Genomic DNA, 20,349 nt, shown 5'->3' with positions numbered 1-20,349 from the left:
CCTCCTCCCTAGGTGTCCAGGCGCAGCAGGGCCGCCTGGAAGGCCGGCGCCAGCGCCGTGTGCAAACGGCCCTGCGCATCCGTGATCCGCATGCGCGCCAGCCAGGCCTCGAATTCGGGCGCCGGACGCAAGCCCAGCACGCGGCGCGCGTACAGGGCGTCGTGGAACGAAGTGCTCTGGTAGCCCAGCATGATGTCGTCCGCGCCCGGCACGCCCATGATGAAATTGCAGCCGGCCACGCCCAGCATGGTCAGCAAGGCGTCCATGTCGTCCTGGTCCGCTTCCGCGTGGTTGGTGTGGCACACGTCGCAGCCCATGGGCAGCCCAAGCAGCTTGGCGCAGAAATGGTCTTCCAGCCCCGCGCGCATGATCTGCTTGCCGTCGTACAGGTATTCGGGGCCGATGAAGCCCACCACCGAATTGACCAGCAGCGGCCGATACGCGCGCGCCACCGCATACGCGCGCGCTTCGCACGTCTGCTGGTCCATGCCGTGGTGCGCGCCGGCCGACAGGGCGCTGCCCTGCCCCGTCTCGAAATACATGACGTTGTTGCCCAGCGTGCCGCGCCCCAGCGACAGGGCCGCCGCCTGCCCCTCGGCAAGCAGAGACAAGTCGATGCCGAAGCTGCGGTTGGCCACCTGCGTGCCCGCCACCGACTGGAACACCAGGTCGACGGGCGCGCCGCGCCGGATGGCCTCAATCGTATTGGTGATGTGCGTGAGCACGCACGACTGGGTGGGAATCTGATATTGATCGATGACGGCGTCGAGCAGGTGCAGCAGCGCGACCACCTGCGCCACATTGTCGGTGGCCGGATTGATGCCGATCACGGCGTCGCCGCTGCCCAGCGTCAAACCGTCGAGGATGGAAGCGGCGATACCCGTGGCGTCGTCCGTCGGGTGGTTCGGCTGCAGCCGCGTGGACAAGCGGCCTTCCAGGCCCAGGGTATTGCGCAAGGCCGTGACGACCCGGCACTTGCGGGCCACCAGCACCAGGTCCTGCAGGCGCATGATTTTTGAGACGGCGGCCGCCATTTCCGGCGTGATGCCGGCGGCGACCTCGGACAGCGCTTGCGTATCCGTCGCGTCGTCCAGCAGCCAGTCGCGGAAATCGCCCACACACAGGTGGGAGATCGGCGCAAAGGCGGCGCGCGCATGCGAATCGATGATCAGGCGCGTGACTTCGTCGTCCTCATACGGCACCAGCGCCTCGTTGAGGAACAGCGATAGCGGCACGTCGGCCAGCGCCAGCTGCGCCGCCACCCGCTCGCTCGCGCTGGCGGCCGCCACGCCCGCCAGCACGTCCCCGGAACGCAGCGGCGTGGCCTTCGCCAGCAGCTCCTTCAGGCTGGCGAAGGCATGGGTATGGCTGTCTATCGTGTGGCTGAAGCGGGGCATGGTTCGGTTCCTTCCATCCCCATCTTACGCCAACTTATAAACTGCGCAGCGCGCCTTCCAGTTGCGGATAGCGGAAGACAAAACCGTCGGCCAGCAAGCGGCGCGGCGCGACGCGCTGGCCCTCCACCAGCAAGTCGGCCTGCTCGCCCAGCAAGGCGCGCATGACGAAGGCCGGCGTGGGCACGAAGGAAGGCCGGTGCAGCACCGCGCCCGCCATTTGGGCGAAGCGGCGCTGCTCGATGGCTTGCGGCGCGCAGAAGTTGTAGGCGCCGCTCACTGCCTGTGCTTCGCTGCGGCGCGCCAGGTGGGCGATGCCGCGGATCACGTCGCGCACATGCACCCACGTGACCCACTGCCTGCCGCTGCCGAGCGGGCCGCCCACGCCGAAGCGGACCGGCAGCAGCATCTGCGGCAGCGAACCCTGGTGGCCGAAGACGAGGCCAAAGCGCATGCAGCCGACCTGCACGCCAAAGGCCTGCGCCTGGCGCGCGGCCACTTCCCATTCCTGGCACAGCTGCGACATGAAGATGGCTTGCGGCGCGCTCTCCTCCGTCAATTCCGTCGCGTCGCCCTGCGGCTGCACGCCGTAATAGCCGATGGCCGACGCCGACAGCAGCACGCGCGGCTTGTGCTGCGCGCGCGCGATCCACGCCACCAGATCCTGCGTCAGCGCCACCCGGCTGCGGCGCAAGGCCGCCTTGCGCGCGTCCGTCCAGCGGCGACCGACGATGCGCGCGCCGGCCAGGTTGACCACCATGTCGATGCGCTGCGCATCCGACAATTCGTCCAGCGAGCGGATGCAGCGCACCTGGCCATCGAAGGTCCAGGCGGCCTGCTTGGGCTGGCGCGTCAGCACCGTCACCGCATGGCCATCGGCCAGCAAGGCGCTGACCAGCTGCTGGCCGATGAAACCCGTGGCGCCCGTCACCAGCACGGACTGCGGCGCGGCGGCAAAGCGCAGATGCTCTTCCTGCTCTTGCTTTTCCTGCACCTTGCGCCGGCCCAGCTGCCACACGGCATACGCGTCGCGCAGGCCGGACAAGCCCACGCCGACGCCGCACAGGGCGAGGAAGACGCTGAGCCAGCCATACGGCTGCCACACGAGGGCCGTCGGCAACGTCGCCCACTGGCTGCTGTTCAGGGCCAGCAAGGCGATGAAGGCGCCCGCGTTAATCGCCAGCACCGTGTGCGTGACCCGCTCCGTGGCGGGCAAGAGGCGGGTCCGGTCTTCGACCACGAAATCCCACAGGGTCAGCACGATTTCCACGCCAAACACGATGACCAGGACCCAGGCCCAGGCGCCATGCCACTCCCACGCCGCCAGGCCGACGAACAGCAGGCTGTAGATCAGGGCGCGTGTCGCGTGGATCGTCAATTCCAGGCGCGCCGATGCCTTTTGCGGCAGCGCCTCCGTGATTTCATGGTGATAGATGGTGTCGAAGGCGCCCAGGCAGCCTTGCGCCGCCATCAGTTGCAGGGCCAGCAGATGCGTATTCATGGTGTCTCCTTGTGAAGGGTGGGCGCGGCGCTTTCGCGGAACACGCCCACTTGTGTAAACGTGGTGCCGAACAGGGCGTGGCGGATCTCGATGCGGATATTGAATTGCTGCGGCGTGTCGTTGCGGTGGCACAGATAGGTCTTGCCGGGCGTGAGCACGCCGGGCAGCGGCATGCGCCAGCCGAAAAGATCCCAAAAATAACCGTCGCTGGTGAAGTGCAGGTTGCCATCCTCGACGTGGAGCAGCAGCTTCATGCCCAGCCCCATGCCCACGTATTCGAGCACTTCGCCTTTTTCGCTTTCAGCCATGTAGGAGGTGAAGCGGATGGGCGCGCGACCATGCAGGCGATAGGTGCGCTGCTTGAAGATGAAGGGACAGCCGGGACGCGAATAGACTTCGATATCCACGGGGAAGTCGTGGTCGTCATGGGGGATCAGGGCGCCGTCGATGAAGGGCCGCGTCAGCCATCCCAGCACCTTGCCCAGGCGCGAGCTGGTGAGCTCACCGAGTTCACCGCGGTAGTACAGGGGCTGGCCCGGCGCGGGATTTTTCTCGAAGCGGCGGCGGATGTCCGGGTGCAGCGCGAGCCACTGTTCGCCCATCACCTTCTTGAACAGTTCTCCTTCCGAGGGGCCGTTCATGATTTGCCACGCTTGCCCGGTTTGTCTTCCGGGCTGAGGAACTTGGCCACCTTGCCGCCCATCGACAGCATGCGCTGCAGGGTCGCCGGCGGCAGGTTCTTGTAGTCGCTATAGGTGCTGCTGAGCATTTCCAGGAAGGCCAGCACCTCGCCCATGCGCGCCAGCGTCTCTGGCGGCATCGCCGCATCGTGCTCGCCCTCGATCGCGCATTCGCGCAGCACCGTCAGGGTGGGGTCGATCTCGCGCCGCTTGCGCTCCTCCATGATGACGCGGAAGATTTCCCACACATCCTGCAGGGCGACGAAATGGTCGCGCCGGTCTCCCATCACGTGGGTGATGCGCACCAGGCCCCAGCTTTGCAATTCCTTCAGGCTGTTGCTGACGTTGGACCGGGCCACGTTCAGGCTGGCCGCGATATCTTCCGCCGTCAAGGGTGCGTTGGCCAGGAACAGCAGCGCGTGGATTTGCGCCACCGTGCGGTTGACGCCCCAGCGGGTGCCCATCTCGCCCCAGTGCAGAATGTATTTCTGAGTAGTCGGGCTTAATTCCATGATTTCTCTTATTTCTGTCGTTACAGAAATGTAAGATGGAACGGAAACCGAGTCAAGCGCGATTCGTCAGGACTGTGCCGGTGGCTGGCCCATGGCGCGCAGGAATGCCTGCTGCGAGGCGTGCAGCTGGCCGTAACCGAGTTCGCGGTACACGAGGCCGTGGCGCGGCGCCAGTTCGGCCAGGATGCGCGCCAATGCCGGGTAGTGGCGGTGGCTCCAGGTGGGGAACAAGTGGTGCGTCAGGTGCAGGTTCAAGCCGCCCAGCCAGTAGCCGAGCCAGCGCAGGGCGCGCGGCCTCGGCGTCCAGTCGCAGGCCGTATAAAACGTGTGCTGGTACCAGTCGTGCGGCAGGGTGCCGTCCTGCCCCGGCTGGAAAAACGCCACCTCGGCCCAGTGCGTCCCGAGGATCAGCGCCACCAGCGCGCACGAGGCGATCATCTGGCCCAGGAAATACGCGCCCAGCACCACGCCCCAGGCTATGCCATGCGGCTGCAGCGCCCACATGGGCAGCGCCAGCACCAGCGCCACGTGGCCCAGCTTCCAGCCGAGGAACGACAGCCAGCCGCGCCAGCCCCGCAGGCGGCTGTGCGCGGCCACGGGCGTCTTGCCGAAGCGGTCCAGCCAGTCGCCATACCAGTTCAAATACGGCAGCGACAGGGCCGCCACCACGGGCCAGTACAGGTATTGATAGCGGTACTGCGGCGACCAGCGTTGGAACGGCGTCTGGCGCAGGAACGGGTTCGGTTCCGTGTCGAGGTCATAGCCCTCCACGTTCGCATACGTATGGTGGAAGTGCACATGGCGGATGGTCCAGAAATCCGTGTCCACGCCCACGGGCAAGCCCACCAGGCGGATCAGCACACGGTTCCAGGCGCCCTGGCGGAAGACGGCGCTGTGGGCCGCATCGTGCAGGGTGTTCATGGCCAGCGCCATGGCCGCGACCAGGCAAGCGACATAGCTGGCGACGAACGGCCAGGTGCTGTCGGCGCTCAAGGCCAGCGCATACAGCCCCACCGTCAGCACGGCCAGGAAGACGGTTTTTAAGTGCAGGCGCCAATCGCCAAAACGGTGTTTTCCTTCATCGGCCAGGTAGGCGTCGGCGCGCGCGCGCAATTCGCGGCGGAAGGCGGAATCGCGGGCGGGCTGGAAGCGCAGCGGCGGCAGCGAAGGCACAGGCTGCGTCACGCGCGCGTCCCCGCCGCTGCCGGCCACCACAGGCGGCGCGCGCCGTCGAGGCCATGCCCCAGCAGCGCGGCCAGGAACACCATGCCCCACGCATCGCGCGCGCCATACCAGCCCAGGAACAGCAGCGGCATGGCCACGGCGATGGCGACCCAGGCGATGGCGCCCCAGCGGCGCGCATCGGACAGGCCGCCCAGCGCCAGGGTGCCGCCGAAGATCAGCGCGAACAGGATGGCTTGCTGCGCGCCCGCCAGCGCCGCTTCGTGGTTGACGTAATAGATCACCAGGCCAAACAGGATCACGCCGCCGCTGCCGATGAACAGCTCGGGCACCTCGAACGTGCCGCGCGACTGCCAATCGGGAAAGCGCGCGCGCAGCCATGTGAACAGTTTGCCGTTGCTGGCCAACAGGGGGTTGTGCGTCGGCGTCATGCCCTTCACGCCGTAGCGCATTTCCACGCCCTCCAGTTCCGGCTGGAAGCTGCCGAACAGCCGGTCCCACAGCAGCAGGGTGCCGCCGAAATTGCGGTTGATGTAACGCTTGTCCGTGCCGTGATGGACGCGGTGGTGCGACGGCGTGACCATGAACTTGTCGAGCATGCCGGACTTGTTCACCAGCGCATTGTGGTTGTAGAACTGCACCGTGTAATGCAGCGACGAGACGACGAGGAAGATTTCCAGCGGCACGCCCAGCACGGCCAGGATGGCGATGAAGGGGAAATTCGTCAGCGAGGAATACCAGGAATTGCGCACGCCCAGCGACAGGTTGAAATGCTCGCCCTGGTGGTGCACCACGTGCACGGCCCACAGCAAGGGGATTTTATGGTGCAGCCGGTGCATCCAGTAAAAGCACAGGTCCCAGGCGAAAAAGGTGAAGACCCATTGCGCGGCCACGGGCCACTGGTCGACGAGGTGCAGGTTCACGTGGCGCAGCAGCAGGGCGAAGGCCGCCACCTCCACGCCGCGGAACGCCCACATCAATATGTGTCCGGAATTGAGGTTGAAAATCACGTCCTTCCACGGCACGGGGGTCTTGCGCACCCATTTCAGGATCAGCAGTTCGGCCAGCACGAAGGCCAGCATGATCAAAAATGACAGGGCAAAGGGATTCATCATGGTGCGGTTTTCATGGACACGGCGCGGCGGGCAGCCAAGGATACCTGCATTTTCGCCAGCATGCCGCCCGCGATGCCGACAGCCAGGCCGGCGGCCAGGTCGATGCTCACGTGCCGGCGCAGGGCGATGATGGCGTAGCAGATGGCCACGCCCAGCACCACGGCCAGCGCGGAGCGCAGCAGGTGGCGCCTGTCGCACAAGGCCCACACGCACAGCAGGGTCAATGCGCCGTGCAGCGAAGGCAGGCAGTTCTGCGCGGAATCCGCCGCTTGCAGCAGGCGCAGCGCCTGCGTGCTCCAGGCGCTGCCGTCACCGACGGGCGGATACGCGAGCGTGGTCGGATACAGCAGGAAGACCACGCCGCAGGCCAGCGCGGAAAGCGCCATGGCGCGCGCCAGCCAGCGCACCCGCGCCGCGTCGGCCACCAGATAGGCGTACGGGATCAGGATGAAAAAGGACAGGTACAGCCAGATGGCCGAGTCGCTGTAGGAAATGGCGCGGTCGAGGGCCGTCTCGGGCAGCAGCACGCCCTGCCCTTGCAGCAGGTCGCTGGAAAAATATACGAGGCCGACGCTGCCCCAGCCGGCCAGCAGGTGCAGCAGGCGGCCGCGTACCGTCATGGATGAATAGTTCATGCGCTTGCGAGGCGCCTGATACGGCGCCGTTTCATGGTGGGGTCAAAGGGAGGCAATTCGCCGCTGCTCGTCCAGGCCAGGCCGTCGACGGCCACGCCCAAGCCGCGCAGCACGGTTGCCAGGTGCGCACGCAGGTCGGCCAGGCCGGCATCGTCCAGGGCCGCGTGCAGCTGCAGGGCAGATTCGCCTTGCTGCACCAGGCGGTAATCTGCGTCCGGCGGCAAGGCTTGCGCAAACGCGCGCGTCAGCACGTCGGCAAACACGGCGACCGGCTCGCCGCCGCGCGCCGACGGCAGCAGCAACATGTCGTCGCAGCGCCCTTCGATGCCGTCGATGGCGCGCGTGGCGCGGCCGCACGGGCATGGCGTGGCGCGCGCGAGCAGGATATCGTCCAGGCGGTAGCGCACGATGGGCTGCGTGATGCGGGTAAAGTCCGTAATCACGGGCACGAAGCGACGTTGCTCGGCATCGAGCCACTGCGGCTCGATGTGCACGTATTCCTCGTTCAGGTGCAGCACGCCGTGTTCGCAGCTGCTGGCGAGGAAACCCTCGGTGGCCTGGTAGATTTCATGCACGGCGCCGAACGCCTGCGCGATCAGCGCGCGGTCCTGCGCTTCCAGCACTTCGGCCACCGAGATGACTTTTTTCGGCGCCAGCGCCAGGCTGCCGTCGATGACGCGCAAGGCCAGCTGGCGCAGCACCTGGGCCGGCGCGACGATGACGGACGGTTGATAGTGCGCCAGCCGCGCGCACAGGCTGTCTAACGGTTGGAACAGGTCGTAGAAGGCAAAGGTCAGCCACGGCGAGCGCACGGCCGTGTACAGATTGCTGTTCGCGCGCAGGAACAGCGCCACCTTTTCGCCGGAAAACAGGCCCTCGGGCAGCGCCTTGGCCAGCATCACGCCCGCCCATTGGGCCTTTTCGCGGGGGCTGACGGTAAACACGGCGCGCCGCGACGAGGTGCCCGAGGACAGGCCCACCGTGATGTCGCCGACGGCCGGCGTGAAGTCGCGGCTATGCTCGGCCGCCATGGCCGCGTCCATCGCCTGCGCCAAAGTCACCCCCTCGGTGTTCATGGCGTCGAAATGCTCGAGCATCAAGGCCTTGTTCATCGTCGGCCACTGCGCCAGGGGCTGGTCGCGGTACGGGGCGAAGTAAGCGCTGCGCGCGCACAGGGTATCGATGAAACGGGCCAGCTGCTTGCGCTGGTAGGCGTCGAGCCGCGCGCGGCTGGTGAAACGCAGGCGGCGCGTGCGCCAGTACGACAGCAACAGCCAGACGATGCGCTTCACGGGCGGCCCGCCACAGGCAGATAGTCGGGCGTGTCTTCATGCGTGATGCGGATCTGCGCATTGCCCGACCGGTGCAGCTGGTGCAGGCGGTTCAGGGTGGCGTAGTACGGCGCGCGCTTGTGCTGGATGATGAACGAGAGTTCCGACGGCCCACGCAGCTGCTGGAAGCTTTCCGGCACCCAGGCCGCATCCGACGCCAGCAAGGTCCAGCCTTCGTCCTGCAGCACGAAGGCGCCCAGGTGGCCGATCGCATGGCCGGGCAGGTCGACGATGTAGATCTCGCCCGTGCCGCTGACGTCGCGCCCGTGCGTGAATGGCAGCAGGGCCGCCGGCAAGGCCGTCTCGGGCACGCTTTCCACGAAATCCAGGCGGTCGGCGATGTCGTTCGGCAGCAGCTCGGGCACGAAGGCCTGGCGCACGGCGGCCACGCCGGACAGGCCGCGCACGGCGTCCCAGCCCGTTTTCGAGGCCATCAGCCGCGCGCCGGGGAAGTCGCGCAGGCCGGCGATATGGTCGGCGTGGAAGTGCGACAGCAGCAAGGTGTGGATGTCGCCGGGCGACACGCCATGCGCGCGCAACTGGCCGTGCAGCGACTCCTTCTCGTCAAACGAAATCGGCGTCACCCACGCATACATGCGGTACACGCCTTTCGACGTGGCGGCGCGGAAGTGCTCGGCGTAACCGGTGTCCCACAGGTACAGGCCCGCGCGCGTCGCTATCAGGTAGGCGCGCGAGGGGAAGCAGCGGCTGGCCAGCCCGCTGCCTTTCAAGACCATGCACGAAGGATGGGTGCAGTGGCCGACGCGAAACGCGGTGATGCTAGCCATTGCGCTCCTTGCCCACCTTGTGCGCCGCCGCTTCCTGGCGCATCCACTGCGCCGTGCGGGCGATGCCTTCCTGCAGGCTGACGACGGGGCGATAACCGAGCACCTTGCGCGCCTTGGCGTTATCGAGCGTCATGTCGAAACTGAGCGCGCCGATGCTGTAGGGCGTGAGCGATGGTTCGCGGCGGGTAAAACGCGAAGCGAACTGCATCAGGCGTGCAAGCACCGCCAGCACGCGGTAAGGCACGCTGACGATCTCGAACGGCTGCTGCAGATGCTCGCAAAACAGGCTGCGCAAGATGTCGCACAGGCGCGCCGGTTCGCCATTCGTGATGTTGAAGGCGGCGCCCGATGCGATGGTCTTGTGCACGGTGGCCAGCCACATCGCATGCACGACATTGTCGACATAGGTGACGTCGATGGTGGCCGCGCCGCCGTTGGGCAGGGGCAGCTTGCCGCCGCGCTCCTGCAGCACCCGCGCCAGGCGCGGGATCAGCACCTGGTCGTACGGGCCGAAGATGGCGCGCGGGCGCAGGATCACGCACGTCATGCCGCGGTGGCGGTCGACCGACTCCTGCACCAGCTTTTCCGCCATCGCCTTGCTGCGCGCGTACGCGTTGACAAAAGAATCGGGGCGGAAGGTTTCCGGCACCTCGTAGCGGTTGTGGTAATCGAAATAGATGGCCGGCGTGGAAATGTGCACGAAGCGCGCCACGTGCAGGCTGGCGGCCGCGCGCAGCAACTGGGCCGTGGCCGTGACGTTGGCGGCGATGAAGTCGCGCTCCGCGCCCCACGGCGACGACAGCGCGGCGCAGTGCCAGACGGCGTCCATGCCGCGTACCAGCTCGTCGACCTGGCGCGGCGACGCCTGCGCCAGGTCGAGCGCGACGAATTGCGCGCCCATGCGTTCAAGTTCGCGCCCGACGGCGGCGTTGCGGCCCGTGGCGCGCACTTCCACGCCCTGCGCCAGCAGGGTGCGCACGGCATTGCGCCCCAGCCCGCCCGTCGCTCCCGTGACCAGTATCCGCCTCATCACATCACCTTCACAGGTCAAGAATCATGCCGCCGATGGTCAGGCCTGCGGCCGTGCCCATCATCAGCAAACGCTGGCCCGCCTTGGCCCGCCCCGTCATTACCGCCTCGTGCAGGGCGGTAGGCAGGGACGCGGCCACCTGGTTGCCATGCGTCTCGAAGATCTTGATGATTTTAGCATCGGGAACGTCGAGGATGCGCGCCGCATGCGCGAGTCCCAGGGGACTGGCCTGGTGCGGCACGACCACGTCGACTTTTTCCAGTCCGGCACCGGACTCGGCCATCAATTCCGTCAGGAAATCCGGCATCACCTTGACGGCCAGGCGGAACACGGCCTTGCCATCCATGCGGAACAGATAGTCGCCCGGTTCGCAGCCGTTGCGCGGGTTGCGCTCGGTGCCTCCGCCGCGGATTTCGCAGTAGCGCCGCCCTTCCGGATACGTGCCCATCTTGTAGGCGCGGATGCCGGCGCTGCCATCGCCCTGCTCGACGATGACGGCGGCGGCGCCGTCGCCAAAGATCATCGACGCTTCCGGCTCGCTCCAGTCGACACCGCGCGAAGCGAGGTCGGACGAAACGATGGCGATGCGCCGGTAGGCGCCGCCGGCCAGCATGGACGCCGCCACGCGGAAGGCGGCCATGAAACTGAGGCAGCTGGCGTTGACGTCGAAGCTTTGCGTGCCTGGCGGCAAGCCTGCGTGTTCGGCCACGAAGCAGGCCGTGTTCGGCAAGGCCTGCTCGGGCACGCCGTTGGCGCAGATCAGCAGGTCGATGTCGGCCGGACGCAGGCTGGCGTTCTTCAGCGCGTCGAGCAGGGCGGCGGCGCCCAGCTGGCTTTGCGATTCATCGGGCGCGGCGACAAAGCGCGACAGCACGCCGCTCTTGCGCTGGGTGTAGCCGGCCGGATGGCCCAATGTCAGGTCGAGGCTGGCGGACGTCACGCTATGCGACGGCACGGCCTTGCCCGTCGCGATCAGGCGAACTGGAATCATGTTGGCCTTAATAAAAAAGTAAAGTGAATGCGCTGAATGCGCTTAATCGAGTGCCAGCGGCGGCAGTTCCACGCCGCAACTCTTGCAAAAACGTGCATCGTCATCGAGCCCTTCTTTCAGGCACGTGGGACAGGTACGCGTGGTGACCAGCTTGGAACTGCGCTGTACCGTCATCTCCGCACTGATAATGCCGGTAGGCACTGCCAGGATGCCCCAGCCGAGCAGCATCATCAGCGAAGCGATGGTGCGCCCGATGTCGGTGCGCGGCGTGATATCGCCGAAGCCGACGGTGGTCATGGTGCTGATGGCCCAGTAGATCGACGTGGGGATACTGCTGTAACCGTTATCCGGCCCTTCCACGACATACATCACAGTACCCAACAGAAAGACCACCATCATGACGAAAGACAAGAAAATGAGGATCTTGCGCCGGCTGGCCAGCAAGGCCCGTCCCAGCACCGTGTATTCATGCACGTAGGACGTGAGCTTGAGGATACGGAACATGCGCAGCAGGCGCAAAATGCGCACGTCGATCAGCACGTGGGCGCCCGGCAACAGCAAGCCGATGTAGGTCGGCACGATGGCCAGCAAGTCGATGATGCCGAAAAAACTCTTGGCGTAACGCACCGGATGGCGCAGGCACGACAGGCGGGCGACATATTCGATGGTAAATAAAATGGTGAAAAACCATTCCAGCGCCGTCAGCCAGGCGCCATAGCGCTCGGCCACGGAAGCGACACTGCTGAGCACGACCACCGTCACGCTGATCAGGATGGCGCCGATCAGCACCAGGTCGAAGGCGCGGCCCGTGCGCGTTTCCGCCTCGAAGATGACGGTGTACACCTGTTCGCGCCAGCCCCGCTCCGGCTTGCCATATTTCTGCTGCGTTTCCTGCGCCGCCAGCTGCTGCGGCGTCAGGGGCGCCGCTCCGCTCTTCGTCGCGGCTTTCATGTGGTGAGTGTGCTCATATACTATTATTGTATAGATAATTGACAAAGCACGGCGACACGCACGATTGCACTACGGCAGCTTTTTCGCCAGCAGCACGGCATTGCGCCGGTCGCGCTCGGCTTGCACGATGTCCGTCGTGCGCGCTTCCGACAGGCCCACCGTGTGCAACACGGTGGCCGTCAGTTGCAGCGCCGATTCCAGCGCCTCGGGCACGACCAGGGTGGCGCCCGCCTGTATCAGGGCCACCGCATGCGCCTCGTCGCGCGCCCGCGCATACACGGGCAGTTGCGGATATTCGCGGCGGATCGATTTGACGGCATGCAGCACGGAGGCCGCATGATCCATGGTCAGCACCACGGCGGCGGCCCGGTCCGCATTGACTTTTTGCAACAATTCCGCGCGCGACGCATCGCCGAAATACACGGGGAAACCGCGCGGATGCAGGGTCGTCACCAGGCGCGCATCATTTTCAATCGCCACATAGGCGATGTCCTGCTCCGTCAGCACCTTGGCCAGCAACTGCCCCACCCGGCCGAAACCGGCGATGATGACGGTGCTGCCCTGCGGCGGCAGCGCGCCGTGCGCCAGGTCGGCCAGCTGATGGTGGTGGCGCCGTTCCCACCAGTTGCCGAAAGCGCGCGCCGCCTTGGCCAGCGCCGGCGTGGCGAACAGGCTCAGGCCCACCACCAGCATGACGAATTGCGCCACCTGCGGACCGATCAGCTTGGTACCGAGCGCATACGCGACGACGATGAAGGCGAACTCGCCGCCCTGCCCCAGCAGCACGCCCGTTTCCACGGCGCGCCCCCAGTGAAAGCCGCCGAGGCGGAAAATCACGCCGATGACCAGGGTTTTCACGGCAAACAGGCTCAGCACGGCCAGGGGAATCAAGACCGGCGACTTGAGGATTTCGCGCACGTCGATCTGCATGCCCACCGACATGAAGAACAAGCCCATCAACAAGCCCTTGAACGGTTCGATCGTCACTTCCACTTCGTGGCGAAATTCCGTTTCCGCCAACAACAGGCCGGCCAGCAAGGCGCCCAGCGCCATCGACAGTCCCGCCAGGTAGGTCAGGCCCGCGATGCCCAGGGTGCTGAGCAGGGTCAGGGCCATGAACACGTCGGGCTGGCGCTTCTTGACGAAAAACTGGAACAGCGGGCGAATCACGCGGCGTCCCAGCAGATAGATCAGCAGGATGGCGCCGGCCGATTTCACGGCGGCAAAGCTGAGCAGATAGGCCAGGTCGTCGCTGCGTCCGCTGGCGAACACGTCGATCAGGATGAACAGCGGCACCACCATCAAATCCTGAAACATCAGGATGGAAAAGCCCGCCTGGCCGCTTGGCGTCTGCAAGGAGCGCTGGTCGGTCAGCAACTGCATCACCACGGCCGTCGACGACAGCGACAGCACCAGGCCCAGCACGATGGACGCTTCCAGCGACAGGCCAAAATAATACGCGACGGCGCCGATCAGGCAGGCGCTGACGGCCACCTGCCCCACGCCGGCGCCGAATACCCAGCGCCGCAGCGCCCACAGCCGTTCCGTCGACAGTTCCAGGCCGATCATGAACATCAAAAACATCACGCCCAGCTCGGCCAGGCCGCTGACTTGCTCGGCGCGGACGAACGAGAAATACGTCAGCCACGTGAAGTCGCCGGCCCACAGGCCGAAGCCGAACGGGCCGAACAGGGCGCCGACGGCCAGGAAACCGAGCACCTGGTTGACCTTCAGGCGTTGCAATAGCGGAATGAAAATCCCGGCCAGGGCGAGAAACAGCAGGGTTTCCCGCAAATAAGGTAAGGCGTGTTGCTCTTCCAAGATAATCCTAACTGAATGACATCTATGCCGAATTGGCAATTTTCACATGCGCCCCCATGGTGAAGCGGGCGCACACACGATATTTTTCCATAAGGAAATAAATCCGCTACGGGCGCTGCGCTTGCGGCGGCGCCAGCATGTCCGCGCGGGGGCGGTCCCAGCCCGGCACGTAGGCGGGACACGGCCGGCTGCGGAACTGCTGCAATTCGACCGTGGTGAAATTGGGCAGCATGCCGGGGTTGAAACGCACGTCCGTCAGTTTGTCCGCATTCAAGCGGGGCATGCGGGCGAAGCGGAACCAGGCGTCGACATAGCAATTATCCTCCTGCAGCGCGCGCAAGGCGGCCAGGCTGCCGGCCGCCTGTGCCGACACGGCGATGCCGGGCGCCAGTTGCTGGCCCTGCCTGCCCGTTTCGGCCAGCCCGGCCGGGCAGGCGGCGGGCGCCAGCGAGGCGGGCAGCAAGCTCAAGGTGCCGCGCCGCAAGGTGTACACGTCGGTCTTGCTGTCGAGCGATACATAGATCCAGCACAAGGGGTTGCTGGGAAACGCCGTCATCGCCACGTCCCACACGCGCGTGCCGGGGTCCAGGCGCTGCACGGCCGCCTCGATGCGCGTGCGGCCGAGGGCCGACGCCACGCCCTGCGTGCCGATGAAGGTGGCGGCCAGCGCGAAGGCCAGCAGCAGCGGTCCGCGCCCCCGCTCGCCGGCACGTCCCTGCAGCACGGCCAGCACCACGCCCAGCCCCAGCAGCACGACCAGCGAGGCGGGCGCCAGATAAGTTTGATAGGTGAAGAAACACAGGGCCGCCGCCAGCGCGGCCAGCAGCACGCTTTTGACGATGCCATAACGCAAGCACATGATCACGGGCACGCCCAGCAACACCCAGAACATGGGCTCGACGATGAAGACCATGTCGCCATACAGCCAGCGGCTGTTGAAGGGATAGAACGGGTGCAAGCCGTAGGAATTGAGGAAATCCATGCCCATGTGCAAGCAGAATCCCAGCAGCAGACAAGCCGCCAGGCCGACGCGCGCGGGCACGCTCTCCTTCAGCAACCGGCGCGCGCCGGGCCACAGCAGCCACAACAGCGCCAGCAGCAACAGCGCCTGCGGCAAGGCCAGCAGCAAGGTATGCGTGTGGCCACGGTGGTGCAACATGTAGCCGAACGGACGCGGCAGCAGCTTCGTCAGCACCAGGTCGAGGTCGGGCGCGTTGCTGGCAAACCAGGCCGTAAACAGAAACAGCGCGCGCCGGGTGCGCTGGGCGGGGACTTGCGGCTCCGGCGGCAGGCTGCGGTGTAGCAGTTCGCCGACCCCGAGGCCGATGACCGAATGTGTAATATTATCCATCGGGCAATTTTACAGGATGGCCGCCCCGGCGTGCTTGTGCGCTACGGTTGCTACAGCTTCTCCAGCGCCGGACCGCGCATGCCCACCAGCAAGGCGCGACCATCGGGCAGCACGCGGAACTCGCCATAGCGGGCCTTTTCCCAGCGCGCCGCCTCGCCTTCCTTGAAGAACCAGGCATCGCTGACCAGCACCCAGTTTCCATCTTTCGGCGTCAGCTCGAGCAGGAATTCGCCGGGCGCCAGCGCCTCTTTGGTGTACGGGCGCAGCAATTCCGCCACCCCGCGCGCATCGCGCCTGGCCACCACCAGGGGCCGGCCAGGCGCCCTCTCCACGCTGGCCAGGGTGGACAGGACGCCCAGGTTGACGAAATTGAGGCGCATGTAGTCGCCCTGCATCAGCGAGCGGGGATCGACGGGCTCCAGCGCCACGAAGATGGCGTCGCCCTTGGCAATCAGCTGCTCTTTTTGCCAGATGCCGACATTGGCCACCAGCAGCACCAGCAGCAAGCCCGTCAGCACGCCCAGGCGGACATGGCGTCCCTGGGCGGCCACGCCCGATGGTTTATTTTCCACCAGGTGCAGCACGGCGCCGCGCGTGGCCAGCCACGCCAGGGCGCACAGCACGGCGCCGGCCGCGGCCAGCAGCGCCGCCTTGCTGGCCAGCGGCCAGGCCAGCTGGTAATAAAAGCTGCCCATGATCCACGCCGCCGCCAGCGCGGCCGCCACGGCCACGCGCGAACGCCCGCTGGTCAAACAATACGCGAGGATCAGCAGCACGGGCCCCAGCGCCGGCATGCACCACGCCAGCACGACCAGCACCAGCGCCACGCCGATGGCGGGCAGCTGGCGCAACGCCGGCCAGCGCCAGCCCGTCCAGACGGCGGCCGCCATGGCCAGCACGAGCGACACCCCGTTCAAGGCTTGCGCATACCAGGCAGCGCCCTGGTGCCTGGTCACTTCGCGCGCCACTTCGCCCGTAAAGCCACCACCCACGACACCGCCCAGCATGAAGGTCATGCCAGACCAGAAGACCAGCCCCAGCAAGATTGCCAGGACCCACCCCGTCGACAGCGATTCCAGGAAGGCGGCGACGGGCGCGCCGCGGCCGTCGTTGAAGGCCTGTTTCTGCAGCCAATGCACGCCCAGCCACAGCGCCAGGGCCAGCATCCAGGCCAGATACAGCTGCGTGGGGTCGTTCTCGAAAATCCAGTCGCGCGTGCTATCGACGATGCCCAACCCCAGCAAGCCGCAGGCGACCAAGCCCAGCAGCACGCGCAGCCAGTCGCGCGGCAAGGCGGCGGCCACCACCAGGCACGCCACGCACAGCAGCAGCGACGCCGTCTGCGTGGAACAGTCGCGGTACAGCGCATAACCGAGCAAAGCGCCGCCCACCAGCAGACAGGGCACGGACAGTTGCTCGACAAACAGCGCCACGCCGCGCGTGCGGATCAGCAGCACGGCCGCCACCAGCACGATGGCGGCCACGACATACGCGCCGGGGCCGTGGCGCACGACGCTTTCCAGGCCCACGCCCAGCGCCACGACCAGGGGGATGGCGGCCAGCCAGGCGCCGAAGGCCGTCATCAGCACCAGCGGCCACGGCCGTACATCCTGCACGGGACGGGCGGCGCCGGGCGGCAACAGGCCGGCGCGCGTGGCGTCGTCGATCAGGGTGGCGAGCGCATCGGCTCGCTGACTGCTCATCTTGCTCATGCCGCCTCCCGGCGCGCGCGCCACAAAATGCCTTGCACGGTGAGCGCCAGCAGCACGGCCGCAAACAAGCCCAGCATCACCAGTCTGCCGACGCCATCGCCATTGCCACCGTCATGGAACAGCACGTGCCCCAGCCCCCACACCAGCAGGGTGTTGACGCCCAGCGCCACGGCGCTCAGGCCGAACACGTCAAACAAGGCAGGCGCGGCCAGCAGGACGCCGGCGACGGCCAGCAAAGCCAGTCCCGCCCAGTATGGCGACTCGATCTCGCTGCCGAACAGGGCGCTGACGGCCGTGCCCGTGATGAGGATGGTGGCCAGCACCAGGCCCAGGCGCAAGGCCCAGCTGCCCGCGCCCGTCCAGCGCGCCAGCAGGGGCGAAACGAACGCGCAGGCAAGCAGCACGGCCAGCCAGCCGCTGACGAAAATGGCCAGATCGGCCGAATCGACGCGCCAGCTGTGGTGCGCATGCGCCTGCATCCACAAGGCGGCGGCCGTCGACACGATCAGCATCCACGGCGTCCACAGCACGTCGCTGCGCGCCACCAGGCATAGCGGCAAGGCCAGCGCGGCCCACAGGGCGAACAGCTGCCACGGATCGGCGCCCGTCTGGTACGTTTGGCCGAAATACGCGAACAGGCCGCCGATGGCCAGCAGGGCCAGCAGCAGCAAAGGCGCGCGCGCCTTGGGCACGGCGAAGGCGCCCACGCAGGCGGCGGCAAACACTCCTTGCAGCAGGGCAAAGCGGCCGATGCGCCCCAGCTCTTCCCAGTTGGCGGCCACCCAGCAGATCAAGCCCATGCCCAGCAGTGCGGCGCCCAGCACGGCCACGCCGCGCGGCAGCCAGTAGGCCAGGCGCGCCGGTTCGCGCTGGAAGCCGGCCACTTCCTGCAATTGCCGGGTTTGTTGGGCGTCGAGCGCATGGGCCGAGGCGAGCTGGTACACGGCGAGGCGTAAATCCATCGTCTGCTTTCAGGTTGATTGGTAGCAGGAAAGCGTCAGCGCTCGACGCTCACGCCGCGCCAGAAGGCGACGTGGCCGGCAATTGCTTTGGCGGCATCCTTGGGCTGGGGGTAATACCAGGCCGCGTTGGCATTGACGGCGCCATCGACGACGAGGTCGTAATAGCTGGCCGTGCCCTTCCACGGGCAGACGCTCGTGTGGCTGCTGGGACGCAGGCAGGCCTGCGTCACTGTAGCTAAAGGAAAATATACATTGTTTTCAACGACTTGCACCTGGTCGTCGGCAGCTTGCGCGATGACGGCGCCATTCCAGCGGGCTGTTGGCATTTGACTATCCTCCTCCTGGAGCGAGTGTAGCCGAAAATGCCCGCCATGGCGCGCGCCATTGGCGTCCCGTTCAGGCGCCGGCGATGATCTGGCGCAAGGCTTGCTCGAACACGTCGGGCGGCTGGCCGCCGGAAATCAGGTGGCGCTCGTTGATGATGACGGCGGGCACCGAGTTGATGCCGTTCTGCTGGTAGAAGCGCTCTTGCGCACGCACCTCGTCCGCATAGGCGTTCGATGCCAGCACCTCGGCCGCCTTCACGGGGTCGAGGCCCACCTTGCCGGCCACGGCCAGCAAGACCGCGTGCGAGGACGGATCCTGGCCCTGCGTGAAATAGGCGTCGAACAGCGCCATTTTCAATGCTTTCTGGCGCCCTTCGATCCCGGCCCAGTGCAGCAGACGGTGCGCGTCAAACGTGTTGTAGATGCGGCCGCGCTTGTCCATGGCGAAGGTAAAGCCCAGCTGCTCGCCGCGCGCGCGGATCGCTTCGCGCGACTGCGCCATCTGTTCCGGGGTGGAACCGTATTTGCGGGCGATGTGTTCGCCGATATCCTCGCCTTCGGGCGGCATATGCGCGTTCAGTTCGAAGGGCTGGAAGTGGATCTCGGCCTGGACCGTGTCTTGCAGCTTGTCCAGCGCCTGCTCCAGCGATTTCAGGCCGACCACGCACCAGGGGCAGGAAACGTCGGAAACGAAATCGATACGGATGGGAACGGGTGTGGCGGAGGAGGTGGGGACAGTCATGGTGGGCAGCCTTTGCGCGAGTCGGTGGCGGCCGCACCGCGCGGCGCCGCAAGCACAGCATATGCGTGCGGGCCGCGGGAAATCAAGCGTTTACTTCTTCTTGACGGGCGCCTTGGCCCCATCCTTCTTGCCGCCGATCTTGCTTTCTTTGCCAGAGAGCAAGTTGGCGATGTTCTGGCTGTGGCGGTAAGCGAGCAGCACGCTCATCACGATGACAGACAGCAAGATCGGGTCGACGCCGAACAGCAAGCCATAGTAAAACGGCGCGAACAGGGCCGCCACCAGGGCCGCCAGCGAGGAATAGCGGAAGGCATAGGCGATGATCAGCCAGGTCGCCAGGGTCGCCAGGCCCAGCCAGGGATTAATGCCCAGCAGCACGCCGAGCGCCGTCGCCACGCCCTTGCCGCCGACGAAGCGGAAGAACACGGGCCACAAATGGCCGAGGAAGACGGCGATGGCGACGAGGGCCACGGCCATGTCGCCCACGCCCAGCGCGCCGGCAAAGTGGTCGGCCAGGAACACGGCCAGCCAGCCCTTGGCGCCATCGCCCAGCAGGGTCATGATGGCGGCGCCCTTGTTGCCGCTGCGCAGCACGTTGGTGGCGCCCGGATTTTTCGAGCCATAGGTGCGCGGATCGGCAATGCCGTAGACCTTGCTCATCACCACGGCAAACGATATCGAGCCGAGCAAGTAAGCGGCCACTGTCATCGCCACGGTTGTCATTACTGGATTCATTTCTTCCCTTTATTGTGTTTATTACACCAGCATCGAGGCTGGCGCAGCAGAATATACACCATGGCCGCAGGGGCCAGGCCTTCGGTCAGGCGTTTTAGTCCTGCAAAGCGCACTGCACCGGCTTGGCGTTCAGTACATCGAGCAGCACTTGCGGCGCCAGCGAGACGAGGAAACCGCGCCGCCCGCCATTGATGTAGATGCGCGGCAACTCCAGGATGGATTGCTCCACGTATACGGGCATGACCTTCTTCGTGCCGAAGGGCGAGGTGCCGCCGATCATGTAGCCGGAATGGCGCTGCGCCACTTCCGGCTTGCACGGCTCGACGGACTTGCAGCCGATGCCGCGCGCCAGGTTCTTGGTCGACACCTTGCAATCGCCATGCATGAGCACGATCAACGGCTTGGCCGCCTCGTCCTGCATCACCAGGGTCTTGATCACCGCGTGCTCGGGCACGTTCAGCTCGCGCGCCGAGACGCTGGTGCCGCCGTGCTCCTCGTACGGATACGGGTGCTCGTCGAAGGAAACGTGATGCTTGCGCAGCAACTGCGTCGCCTGGGTTTCGGAAATATGCTCTTTTTTAGCCATGCGT

Annotated in this window: 20 protein-coding genes; all 20 read right to left on the bottom strand. The window is 66.1% G+C overall.

Translation table 11 applies throughout. The features are described from left to right. Positions 1-8: 8 nt before the first annotated feature. Positions 9-1,397, bottom strand: coding sequence for an ethanolamine ammonia-lyase subunit EutB (locus J0O65_RS09565; protein ID WP_215406228.1), 1,389 nt, complete (start codon positions 1,395-1,397; stop codon positions 9-11). A 34-nt stretch (positions 1,398-1,431) separates the two neighbouring features. Further along, complete coding sequence (locus tag J0O65_RS09560) at positions 1,432-2,895, bottom strand: TIGR01777 family oxidoreductase (protein WP_215406226.1); 1,464 nt, start codon at positions 2,893-2,895, stop codon at positions 1,432-1,434. After that, positions 2,892-3,536, bottom strand: a complete 645-nt coding sequence (locus tag J0O65_RS09555) for a DUF4166 domain-containing protein (protein WP_215406224.1) — start codon at positions 3,534-3,536, stop codon at positions 2,892-2,894. Before J0O65_RS09555 ends, J0O65_RS09560 begins: the two co-directional genes overlap by 4 nt. Then, positions 3,533-4,087 carry a GbsR/MarR family transcriptional regulator gene (locus J0O65_RS09550; RefSeq protein ID WP_215406223.1) on the bottom strand — a complete coding sequence of 185 codons (555 nt, stop codon included), beginning with the start codon at positions 4,085-4,087 and terminating at the stop codon, positions 3,533-3,535. Before J0O65_RS09550 ends, J0O65_RS09555 begins: the two co-directional genes overlap by 4 nt. Before the next feature lie 66 nt (positions 4,088-4,153). Continuing rightward, positions 4,154-5,272 (bottom strand): fatty acid desaturase family protein, encoded by a 1,119-nt coding sequence (locus J0O65_RS09545; RefSeq protein ID WP_353056175.1) that lies wholly within the window; start codon positions 5,270-5,272, stop codon positions 4,154-4,156. Next, positions 5,269-6,384 carry a sterol desaturase family protein gene (locus J0O65_RS09540; protein WP_215406219.1) on the bottom strand — a complete coding sequence of 372 codons (1,116 nt, stop codon included), beginning with the start codon at positions 6,382-6,384 and terminating at the stop codon, positions 5,269-5,271. Before J0O65_RS09540 ends, J0O65_RS09545 begins: the two co-directional genes overlap by 4 nt. Beyond that, positions 6,381-7,019 (bottom strand): phosphatase PAP2 family protein, encoded by a 639-nt coding sequence (locus J0O65_RS09535; RefSeq protein WP_215406218.1) that lies wholly within the window; start codon positions 7,017-7,019, stop codon positions 6,381-6,383. The genes J0O65_RS09540 and J0O65_RS09535 overlap by 4 nt, the downstream gene beginning before the upstream one ends. Continuing rightward, positions 7,016-8,311, bottom strand: a complete 1,296-nt coding sequence (locus J0O65_RS09530) for a F390 synthetase-related protein (RefSeq protein WP_215406217.1) — start codon at positions 8,309-8,311, stop codon at positions 7,016-7,018. The genes J0O65_RS09535 and J0O65_RS09530 overlap by 4 nt, the downstream gene beginning before the upstream one ends. Then, positions 8,308-9,138 (bottom strand): MBL fold metallo-hydrolase, encoded by an 831-nt coding sequence (locus J0O65_RS09525; protein WP_215406216.1) that lies wholly within the window; start codon positions 9,136-9,138, stop codon positions 8,308-8,310. Before J0O65_RS09525 ends, J0O65_RS09530 begins: the two co-directional genes overlap by 4 nt. Further along, complete coding sequence (locus J0O65_RS09520) at positions 9,131-10,168, bottom strand: NAD-dependent epimerase/dehydratase family protein (protein ID WP_215406215.1); 1,038 nt, start codon at positions 10,166-10,168, stop codon at positions 9,131-9,133. Before J0O65_RS09520 ends, J0O65_RS09525 begins: the two co-directional genes overlap by 8 nt. Before the next feature lie 10 nt (positions 10,169-10,178). Beyond that, positions 10,179-11,159, bottom strand: coding sequence for a 3-oxoacyl-[acyl-carrier-protein] synthase III C-terminal domain-containing protein (locus J0O65_RS09515; protein ID WP_215406214.1), 981 nt, complete (start codon positions 11,157-11,159; stop codon positions 10,179-10,181). Positions 11,160-11,201: 42 nt separating this feature from the next. After that, complete coding sequence (locus J0O65_RS09510) at positions 11,202-12,110, bottom strand: ion transporter (RefSeq protein WP_215406213.1); 909 nt, start codon at positions 12,108-12,110, stop codon at positions 11,202-11,204. 69 nt (positions 12,111-12,179) lie between these two features. Then, a complete protein-coding gene (locus J0O65_RS09505; RefSeq protein ID WP_215406212.1) occupies positions 12,180-13,931 on the bottom strand; it encodes a cation:proton antiporter domain-containing protein in 1,752 nt (583 codons plus the stop codon). Between the two features lie 106 nt (positions 13,932-14,037). Next, on the bottom strand, positions 14,038-15,282 hold the full coding sequence (locus J0O65_RS09500) for a metal-dependent hydrolase (RefSeq protein ID WP_215406211.1): 1,245 nt from the start codon (positions 15,280-15,282) through the stop codon (positions 14,038-14,040). A gap of 50 nt (positions 15,283-15,332) precedes the next feature. Further along, positions 15,333-16,985 (bottom strand): GDYXXLXY domain-containing protein, encoded by a 1,653-nt coding sequence (locus tag J0O65_RS09495; protein WP_215406210.1) that lies wholly within the window; start codon positions 16,983-16,985, stop codon positions 15,333-15,335. Positions 16,986-16,990: 5 nt separating this feature from the next. Then, complete coding sequence (locus tag J0O65_RS09490) at positions 16,991-17,956, bottom strand: DUF2157 domain-containing protein (protein WP_215406208.1); 966 nt, start codon at positions 17,954-17,956, stop codon at positions 16,991-16,993. A 35-nt stretch (positions 17,957-17,991) separates the two neighbouring features. Next, entirely contained in the window at positions 17,992-18,282 is a 291-nt protein-coding gene (locus J0O65_RS09485; protein ID WP_215406206.1) for a DUF427 domain-containing protein, read from the bottom strand. 70 nt (positions 18,283-18,352) lie between these two features. Then, positions 18,353-19,024 (bottom strand): DsbA family oxidoreductase, encoded by a 672-nt coding sequence (locus J0O65_RS09480; RefSeq protein WP_215406204.1) that lies wholly within the window; start codon positions 19,022-19,024, stop codon positions 18,353-18,355. Between the two features lie 90 nt (positions 19,025-19,114). Further along, positions 19,115-19,759: a glycerol-3-phosphate 1-O-acyltransferase PlsY gene (gene plsY / locus J0O65_RS09475; RefSeq protein ID WP_251373622.1), complete on the bottom strand. Its 645-nt coding sequence runs from the start codon at positions 19,757-19,759 to the stop codon at positions 19,115-19,117. A gap of 94 nt (positions 19,760-19,853) precedes the next feature. Beyond that, a complete protein-coding gene (ybaK, locus tag J0O65_RS09470; RefSeq protein WP_215406202.1) occupies positions 19,854-20,345 on the bottom strand; it encodes a Cys-tRNA(Pro) deacylase in 492 nt (163 codons plus the stop codon). Positions 20,346-20,349 lie beyond the last annotated feature (4 nt).

The organism is Janthinobacterium sp. JC611 (assembly GCF_018682595.1).
Lineage (GTDB): Bacteria > Pseudomonadota > Gammaproteobacteria > Burkholderiales > Burkholderiaceae_D > Janthinobacterium.
Note: the sequence above shows the minus strand (reverse complement) of the source record. Positions and strands in the feature narration are given on the sequence as shown.

What these genes read in the sequence shown, in the direction of transcription:
- J0O65_RS09565 (WP_215406228.1), bottom strand. Translation starts at nt 1,397, where the DNA reads ATGCCCCGCTTCAGCCACACGATAGACAGCCATACCCATGCCTTCGCC.
- J0O65_RS09560 (WP_215406226.1), bottom strand. Translation starts at nt 2,895, where the DNA reads ATGAATACGCATCTGCTGGCCCTGCAACTGATGGCGGCGCAAGGCTGC.
- J0O65_RS09555 (WP_215406224.1), bottom strand. Translation starts at nt 3,536, where the DNA reads ATGAACGGCCCCTCGGAAGGAGAACTGTTCAAGAAGGTGATGGGCGAA.
- J0O65_RS09550 (WP_215406223.1), bottom strand. Translation starts at nt 4,087, where the DNA reads ATGGAATTAAGCCCGACTACTCAGAAATACATTCTGCACTGGGGCGAG.
- J0O65_RS09540 (WP_215406219.1), bottom strand. Translation starts at nt 6,384, where the DNA reads ATGATGAATCCCTTTGCCCTGTCATTTTTGATCATGCTGGCCTTCGTG.
- J0O65_RS09535 (WP_215406218.1), bottom strand. Translation starts at nt 7,019, where the DNA reads ATGAACTATTCATCCATGACGGTACGCGGCCGCCTGCTGCACCTGCTG.
- J0O65_RS09525 (WP_215406216.1), bottom strand. Translation starts at nt 9,138, where the DNA reads ATGGCTAGCATCACCGCGTTTCGCGTCGGCCACTGCACCCATCCTTCG.
- J0O65_RS09520 (WP_215406215.1), bottom strand. Translation starts at nt 10,168, where the DNA reads ATGAGGCGGATACTGGTCACGGGAGCGACGGGCGGGCTGGGGCGCAAT.
- J0O65_RS09515 (WP_215406214.1), bottom strand. Translation starts at nt 11,159, where the DNA reads ATGATTCCAGTTCGCCTGATCGCGACGGGCAAGGCCGTGCCGTCGCAT.
- J0O65_RS09510 (WP_215406213.1), bottom strand. Translation starts at nt 12,110, where the DNA reads ATGAAAGCCGCGACGAAGAGCGGAGCGGCGCCCCTGACGCCGCAGCAG.
- J0O65_RS09500 (WP_215406211.1), bottom strand. Translation starts at nt 15,282, where the DNA reads ATGGATAATATTACACATTCGGTCATCGGCCTCGGGGTCGGCGAACTG.
- J0O65_RS09495 (WP_215406210.1), bottom strand. Translation starts at nt 16,985, where the DNA reads ATGAGCAGTCAGCGAGCCGATGCGCTCGCCACCCTGATCGACGACGCC.
- J0O65_RS09490 (WP_215406208.1), bottom strand. Translation starts at nt 17,956, where the DNA reads ATGGATTTACGCCTCGCCGTGTACCAGCTCGCCTCGGCCCATGCGCTC.
- J0O65_RS09485 (WP_215406206.1), bottom strand. Translation starts at nt 18,282, where the DNA reads ATGCCAACAGCCCGCTGGAATGGCGCCGTCATCGCGCAAGCTGCCGAC.
- J0O65_RS09480 (WP_215406204.1), bottom strand. Translation starts at nt 19,024, where the DNA reads ATGACTGTCCCCACCTCCTCCGCCACACCCGTTCCCATCCGTATCGAT.
- plsY (WP_251373622.1), bottom strand. Translation starts at nt 19,759, where the DNA reads ATGAATCCAGTAATGACAACCGTGGCGATGACAGTGGCCGCTTACTTG.
- ybaK (WP_215406202.1), bottom strand. Translation starts at nt 20,345, where the DNA reads ATGGCTAAAAAAGAGCATATTTCCGAAACCCAGGCGACGCAGTTGCTG.